The 6,679-nt window shown below is 53.9% G+C and carries 7 protein-coding genes; 2 read left to right on the top strand and 5 right to left on the bottom strand.

Going from position 1 to position 6,679, the window contains the following annotated elements:
* Window positions 1-194: 194 nt before the first annotated feature.
* A complete protein-coding gene (locus tag TH25_RS22110; protein WP_114090442.1) occupies window positions 195-971 on the bottom strand; it encodes a ferredoxin--NADP reductase in 777 nt (258 codons plus the stop codon).
* 309 nt (window positions 972-1,280) lie between these two features.
* Here TH25_RS22110 and TH25_RS22105 point away from each other — a divergent pair, with 309 nt between their 5' ends.
* A complete protein-coding gene (locus TH25_RS22105) occupies window positions 1,281-1,946 on the top strand; it encodes a GntR family transcriptional regulator (RefSeq protein WP_114090441.1) in 666 nt (221 codons plus the stop codon).
* Window positions 1,947-2,017: 71 nt separating this feature from the next.
* Here TH25_RS22105 and TH25_RS22100 read toward each other — a convergent pair whose 3' ends face one another.
* The 3 genes from TH25_RS22100 to TH25_RS22090 all read right to left on the bottom strand — a co-directional run bounded on the left by TH25_RS22100 (window position 2,018) and on the right by TH25_RS22090 (window position 4,762).
* Complete coding sequence (locus TH25_RS22100) at window positions 2,018-3,355, bottom strand: ATP-binding protein (RefSeq protein ID WP_258549270.1); 1,338 nt, start codon at window positions 3,353-3,355, stop codon at window positions 2,018-2,020.
* Window positions 3,356-3,413: 58 nt separating this feature from the next.
* Entirely contained in the window at window positions 3,414-4,139 is a 726-nt protein-coding gene (locus tag TH25_RS22095; protein WP_114090440.1) for a response regulator, read from the bottom strand.
* Window positions 4,140-4,243: 104 nt separating this feature from the next.
* Complete coding sequence (locus tag TH25_RS22090) at window positions 4,244-4,762, bottom strand: MarR family winged helix-turn-helix transcriptional regulator (protein ID WP_114090439.1); 519 nt, start codon at window positions 4,760-4,762, stop codon at window positions 4,244-4,246.
* 113 nt (window positions 4,763-4,875) lie between these two features.
* Here TH25_RS22090 and TH25_RS22085 point away from each other — a divergent pair, with 113 nt between their 5' ends.
* On the top strand, window positions 4,876-5,772 hold the full coding sequence (locus TH25_RS22085; RefSeq protein WP_114090438.1) for a branched-chain amino acid aminotransferase: 897 nt from the start codon (window positions 4,876-4,878) through the stop codon (window positions 5,770-5,772).
* A 102-nt stretch (window positions 5,773-5,874) separates the two neighbouring features.
* Here TH25_RS22085 and TH25_RS22080 read toward each other — a convergent pair whose 3' ends face one another.
* A complete protein-coding gene (locus TH25_RS22080; RefSeq protein ID WP_114090437.1) occupies window positions 5,875-6,501 on the bottom strand; it encodes an NAD(P)H-dependent oxidoreductase in 627 nt (208 codons plus the stop codon).
* Window positions 6,502-6,679 lie beyond the last annotated feature (178 nt).

Raw genomic sequence — 6,679 nt, 5'->3', positions numbered from 1 at the left:
ATGTTCACATATCCTCAAATAGGGATAATCGAAAAAACAACATCCTGAAAGTACAATTTTCTATAAAAATTCTTTATTTTCAATGACTTATTATTATTCTTAATCCGAAACCCACCCCAAAAAAGAACGGGGCATCGTTCAAAACGATGCCCCCGACACGTTATTTTTGCGCCATTTACGCCGAAGAAAAAAGATTATTTCTCGACAAAGGCCTTTTCGATCACGAAATGCCCGGGTTCATTCATATTGCCTTCCTTGCCGCCCCATTCCAGCAGCATCGCCCTTGTATCGGCAATCATTTGCGGATTACCGCACAGCATGAAACGGTCATTTTCCAGCGTCGGCTTTTCCAGCCCCAGATCATCGTAAATCTTGCCCGAGGCCATCAATTCGGTAATGCGGCCCTGATGGGTAAATTCTTCACGGGTGACGGTCGGATAATACAGAAGCTTTTTCTGCACTTCCTCGCCAAAGAACTCGTTATGCGGCAATTCATTATGGATGAATTCCTGATAGGCCAATTCACGCACTTCGCGGCAGCCATGTACCAGAATCACCTTTTCATAGCGTTCATAGGTCTCGTAATCGCGAATAACGCTCATGAACGGGGCAAGGCCTGTCCCGGTGGAAAGCAGCCACAAATTTTTGCCCGGCAACAGATTGTCATGGATCAGGGTTCCCGTCGGCTTGCGCCCGACCAGAATTTTATCCCCCACCTTGATATGCTGTAACCGCGAGGTCAAAGGACCATTGGGTACCTTGATCGAGAAAAACTCCAGTTCCTCGTCATAATTGGCGCTGACCATCGAATAGGCGCGAACAAGCGGCTTGCCCTCGACTTCGAGTCCAATCATGGCGAACTGACCATTGAGAAACCGGAAACCCGGGTCCCGCGTGGTTTTGAAAGTGAACAGGGTATCCGTCCAGTGATGAACGTAAGTGACGGTTTCTTCGTTAAAATTGCTAGCCATAGTGCTGCATCAATCCGTTTCGACAGTAGCTTTCAGTCAGACCGTGGCGGGAAAGCAATACACGGTTCCCGGCCCGATATGGATGCCAAGTTGAGGCGATTTAACATCAATACACCGTATATCGCAAGAAAACATTCGCTGAAGGTGTATTTTTATCGAAACCAACTTTGATCCATATCAATTTTGTGTAAAATATTGTCTGACAATCTCGCAGGCATTTCATGTCATCTTGCACTGCAATATGTGGCCAGGGGGCCATCATGGCAAGTCCAACCCGGTCCACACGGCTCTGCCAAACGGAAAACACCCATGCCCGCGCCACACACTATCCCGACCGTTCAACATGTTTGCCAAACCCTGACCCGGGCCATTCACGAGGGGCGCCTTGTTCCCGGACAACGCCTGACCGAACTGGAATTAAGCCGCAAGCTTTCTGTCAGCCGTCCCACCATCCGCGAGGCCTTTCGCCAGCTTTGCGTTGATGGCCTACTGCATTCCCAGCCCCATCGCGGGGTGTGCGTACGCCACCTTACCCGGCAAGACGTTGACGAACATTTTATGATTCGCGCCAATCTGGAGGTGTTGGCCGTGCGTCTGGCAGCACCGATACTCCAACAGGCACCTGCCCCGCTGCTCACGCTTCAGGACCATCTCAACAAGGCAGAACAGGATGGAAACGGGGCGGACATCGCCTTTTATAATCACGCATTTCATCAGCTGTTTGCCAAAACCAGCGGCAACAGCCTGCTGCAATCCATCCTCAACCGGATTGCCAGTTTGATTTATGGACTGCAATTAAAGGCGTTGATCGAAGATCAACAGACGGGGCATCTCAGCAGTGCCCATCAGGACATCACATCCGCCATTCTGGCAGGCCGGAACGAGGACGCCGCCCGTCTCATGGCCGATCATATCGACCACTCCCGTCAACGGATCCAGTGGCTTGATGATTCCTGTTTTGCCCCGCCGCAATAAAGACCGGTTTTGTAACCCCGCAAAGTGCCCGCCGGTTCCGCCGCCACAGCACGCAACCGAAAAGTTTGCGCTTACCGATGCCCGATCGGCAGGATCAGCCGTACACGAAGACCGCCGCCTGGCGACTCTTCCAGTAACACATCACCACCATGACCACGGGCGGAATCCCGGGCAATCGTCATGCCCAGACCAACCCCGCCGGTCGCCTGATTGCGCGATTCTTCAAGCCGGTAAAACGGCTTGAAAACATCTTCGCGTTTTTCTGGCGGAATCCCTGGCCCGTCATCATCGAAGACAATCTCGAAATCAGTCCCCCGCCGTCCGGCCCGGATCGACAGGTTGGAGGCATAACGCCCGGCATTGCCAATAATATTGGCAACACAGCGCCGGACCGACTGTCGGCGAAGATCCATCATTTGATTGTCTTCAATATGAAGGTCAATCTGCTGGCCTTCGCGCAGGGCCTCGCCCACCAGTTCCGTCAGCAATTTGCCAATATCGGTTTCAACCGCCTGTTCGCCCTCTTCGCCACGGGCGAAGGCCAGGTAGGCATCCACCATGCGTTCCATATCCAAAACATCCTGCTTTAAGGCATCCACCCCGGGCGAGGATCCCTGCATCGCCAGTTCCAGTTTCATCCGGGTCAGTGGTGTGCGCAAATCATGCGACACCCCGGCCAAAAGGGCGGTTCGTTGCGAAAGGTGGCGCTGGATACGGTCGCGCATCGCCATAAAGGATGTGGCTGCCATGCGCACTTCGGAGGCACCTTCGGGTTTGAAATCATCCACATTCACGCCGCGGCCAAACTGGTCGGCCGCCTTGGCAAGACGGCGGATGGGGCGCACCTGGTTGCGCATGAACAAAACCGCCACCCCATAGAGGATCAGTGCAGTGCCCGCGATCCACATGAAAAAGATATAGGTCGTCGAGGTATAAAGCCGCTTGCGCGGGGCCACCACGGATAACACGCCGTCACGCAACTGCACCCGGATTTCCAGCAAACGGTCATCAATCGCCAGATCAAAATAGAACGGACGGTCAAGGCGTTCCTTCAAGGCTGTAAACAGCTCCTCAGAAACCAGGCCATAGGGCGGCTGGGTGATCTGTTTTTCCAAAATGGCGTCGGGTTCAAACACAATATCAAGCTGCATCCGGCGCCGGGCATTTTCCACCAGGGCATCAAAATGGCTTTGATCGGGATATTGGCCGATATAATCCACCACATAGGCCACATCGCCCGCCAGCCCGCGACTCAGTTGCTTGGCAATCGTGTCCCAGTGCCGCTCGAAAAAGATCAGCACGGTCACGATCTGCAACAGCAGCATCGGCGTCATCAGGATCAGCAAAGACCGGCCCAGAAGGCCTGTCGGCAGCAGGGATTTGACCCATCCGGAAAGTGCGTTGCCCAAAACCGTCACCTTTTATCGACGTGATCGACCATTATGCGTCCCGCTGCAATGCAGCAGTTCAATCTGTATAAAGGACATATCCCCGACCACGTACTGTCTGCAAGTATCTTGGCTGTTTTGGGTCATCTTCCAGTTTCCGGCGCAATCGTGTTACCTGCACATCAATGCTGCGTGACGCGGCAGGATCAGCACTGCCGGTGCCGCCCGTCAACTCAAAAAGCTGTTCGCGCGAGGTGGTTTGCCCGGTGCGCCGCGCCAGGGCCGCCAGCAGGTCCTGCTCTGCCGTGGTCAGATAAATATGCTCTTCGCCACGCTGAAGGATCATGCGGTCCATATCAAAGCAAAAATCACCAAACTTCACGTCACTGGTTTCGGCCTTGCCGGGCATATCCTGTTCCGGACGGGTGCCATAGCGGCGCAAAATCGCCTCGATCCGCAAAACAAGTTCGCGCGGTTCAAACGGTTTTGCCAGATAATCATCCGCCCCGGCTTCAAGCCCGGCAATACGGTCATCGGTTTCGGAAAGGGCGGTTAACATCATGATCGGCACCGTCATACCGCCATCGCGAAGGGACCGTGCCAGATCAACCCCTTTTTCCCCGGGCATCAGCACGTCAATCACCAGAAGGTCAAAGGTAAATGCCTCCAGGCGCGCCCGCGCCTCGAGGGCATCACGCGCAACTGTCACCATAAACCCGTTTTCACCGAGATAGCGTTTAAGCAAATCGCGCAGCCGGTCATCATCGTCAACAACCAGGATATGCGGCAACCCGATATCGACCATTCACCCCATCCAAAAAACTTTCAAGCATCCGGCACTATAGCTGCCCGGCCCTTGCGCGCAATCCATGATCACGCGCCCAACCTTTTGCCGCACAGGAGCCTGCCTTATCCCATACGGCGACGCAGGCCATTGGGCAACAATTCGTCTTCAAACCGGGCCCGGTCATTTGGCCCCAACATACCCAGCAACACCTTGCGAAAACCTTCAACCGCTTCCGCACCGGCCTCGCGATAGGCATTGGCAATCAGCACCCGCTGGTTTTCCGACAGTTTGCGTTCCAGCTCCTCGCCCTTTTCCGTCACGGTCAACAACCGCTGGCGACGGTCCTGCACGCCGGTTTTCTGTTCAATAAACCCTTCGCGCACAAGCTGGCCCAGCACCCGTGACAGGGATTGCTTGGTAATTTGCAGGATTCCCAAAAGGTCACTCACATTAATGCCGGGATTGCGGCTGACGAAATGAATGACCCGGTGATGGGCGCGGCCGAAATTATATTGCTCCAAAATCAAATCGGCTTCGGCCGTAAAATCACGATAGGCATAAAACAGCAGTTCCATGCCCTGACGAAGCTCTTCCTCGCGCAGGAAAAGCGGATTGACCTTGCGTGTCGAGATATCTGCCATGCTGTTCCGTTATGTCAGTTTTATTGACATATTAATCTATGAATGTTACTTCGGCTACATGTTTAGGGACATAAAGTTACGTTCAAGCGACCCTTTTAAATGGAATTTGGCAAATGACGACTCCCACCTTTGATAACCGCGACGGTTTTATCTGGTTTAATGGCGAACTCAAACCCTGGCGTGACAGCACGCTGCATGTTCTCAGCCATGCCCTGCATTATGCCAGCGCCGTATTTGAAGGGGAACGCTCTTATAACGGGAAAGTCTTCAAACTTGCCGAACATGGCGAACGCCTGATCAAATCGGGCAAAATTCTCGACATGACCATTCCCTATAGCGCAGCCGAGCTGGACGCTGCCGTTCTTGAAACGCTTAAGGCCAACAACATTGTTGATGGCTATGTGCGCCGCATTGCCTGGCGCGGCAGCGAAATGATGGGGGTCGCCGCCCAGACCACCAAAATCAATGTTGCCATCGCCACCTGGCAATGGCCGAGCTATTTCAAACCGGAAGAGCGCCTCAAAGGCATTCGCCTTGACCTGTCAAAATGGGCGCGCCCGGCACCGAACACGGCACCGACCGATGCCAAGGCCGCCGGCCTTTACATGATCTGCACCATGTCCAAGCATGATGCCGAACGCAAAGGCTATGCCGATGCCATGCTGCTGGATTACCGCGGTCATGTGGCCGAGGCCACCGGGGCCAACGTTTTCTTTGCCAAAGACGGCAAATTGCACACCCCGACCCCGGATTGCTTCTTAAACGGTATTACGCGGCGCACCGTGATCGACCTTGCCAAGGCACGCGGTATTGAAGTCATTGAACGGACGATCCTGCCCGAAGAAATGGCCGATTTTGAAGAATGCTTCCTGACCGGCACGGCCGCCGAAGTCACCCCGGTTTCGGAAATCGGCCAGTACACCTTCACCCCGGGTCAGATCTGCAAAACCCTGATGGAAGATTACATGGCCCTTGTTACCGGCCAGAAAGACGCGGTTGCGGCTGAATAAACCCACGTTTGCCGGTTCCATAAACATCAAGCCCGCCCTGGGATTTCAGGACGGGCTTTTCGTTTTTGTCGTCGTAGCCTCTTTATGCCTGCGGCTTGGTGATCAGGCGCTCAATGCCGTCTGATTTTTGGCTTTCAGGGCAAAATGCGCTGCCAGATGTGCACGCAGACGCACCACGTCATTTTCAATTTGCGGTGCCTTGATCACGTCATAGCAGGAAAATGACGGTACGATCTCCGCCCCGCAAAACCGGTAGCAGGCGGCGATATGCAAAAAGGCATCATCCGCCGTTTTACCCTGATACAGCACCTGGTCCGGGTTCCCAAACGCGGCCTCGGGGGCATTCCAGGTCAGCGACATCATGAATTTTTTGCCCTGCATATTGCCGCCCATTCCATATTGGCGCGACGCGTCCTTGCGGCTGCGGCCATCGTCGGTAATCAGCTTTTTCTGCGCCAGCCCGTCATTAAACACCTCATCAAGGTATTTTTTGTGAATCCAGGGTGCACCAAACCAGTTCACCGGGCATTGCAGAACAATCACATCCGCCCAGACATGCTTGTCGACCTCTTCGCCAATGTCATAGCCCCCGTCGATATGTGAATGCCGCACGTCATGCCCGGCACCGGCAAAGCTGGCATCAATTTCATTGGCCAGGTGTCGGTTCAGCGTCCCTTCGGACCAGCCCTCATAACGTTTATGCGCATTGATGATCAGAATATTCGCCATGTTTGTCTCCATCCTTGTCCGCAACCTGCGGCGATCCGTTGTGATGAAAACAAGGTAAGGGCATTGGCCAAATTCTGTTTGCCGGTTGTGATGCCAGTTTTGCCCAAAACGCCGAGAGCACAAAAAACACCCTCATCCATGCTATGGTTCGCAGGCAATATCCTTTATCTATGATGGC

The organism is Thalassospira profundimaris (assembly GCF_003326755.1).
Classification (GTDB): Bacteria; Pseudomonadota; Alphaproteobacteria; order Rhodospirillales; family Thalassospiraceae; genus Thalassospira; species Thalassospira profundimaris_B.
This window is presented reverse-complemented; position numbering and strand designations above follow the sequence as displayed.

What these genes read in the sequence shown, in the direction of transcription:
- TH25_RS22095 (WP_114090440.1), bottom strand. Translation starts at nt 4,139, where the DNA reads ATGGTCGATATCGGGTTGCCGCATATCCTGGTTGTTGACGATGATGAC.
- TH25_RS22110 (WP_114090442.1), bottom strand. Translation starts at nt 971, where the DNA reads ATGGCTAGCAATTTTAACGAAGAAACCGTCACTTACGTTCATCACTGG.
- TH25_RS22085 (WP_114090438.1), top strand. Translation starts at nt 4,876, where the DNA reads ATGACGACTCCCACCTTTGATAACCGCGACGGTTTTATCTGGTTTAAT.
- TH25_RS22080 (WP_114090437.1), bottom strand. Translation starts at nt 6,501, where the DNA reads ATGGCGAATATTCTGATCATCAATGCGCATAAACGTTATGAGGGCTGG.
- TH25_RS22105 (WP_114090441.1), top strand. Translation starts at nt 1,281, where the DNA reads ATGCCCGCGCCACACACTATCCCGACCGTTCAACATGTTTGCCAAACC.
- TH25_RS22090 (WP_114090439.1), bottom strand. Translation starts at nt 4,762, where the DNA reads ATGGCAGATATCTCGACACGCAAGGTCAATCCGCTTTTCCTGCGCGAG.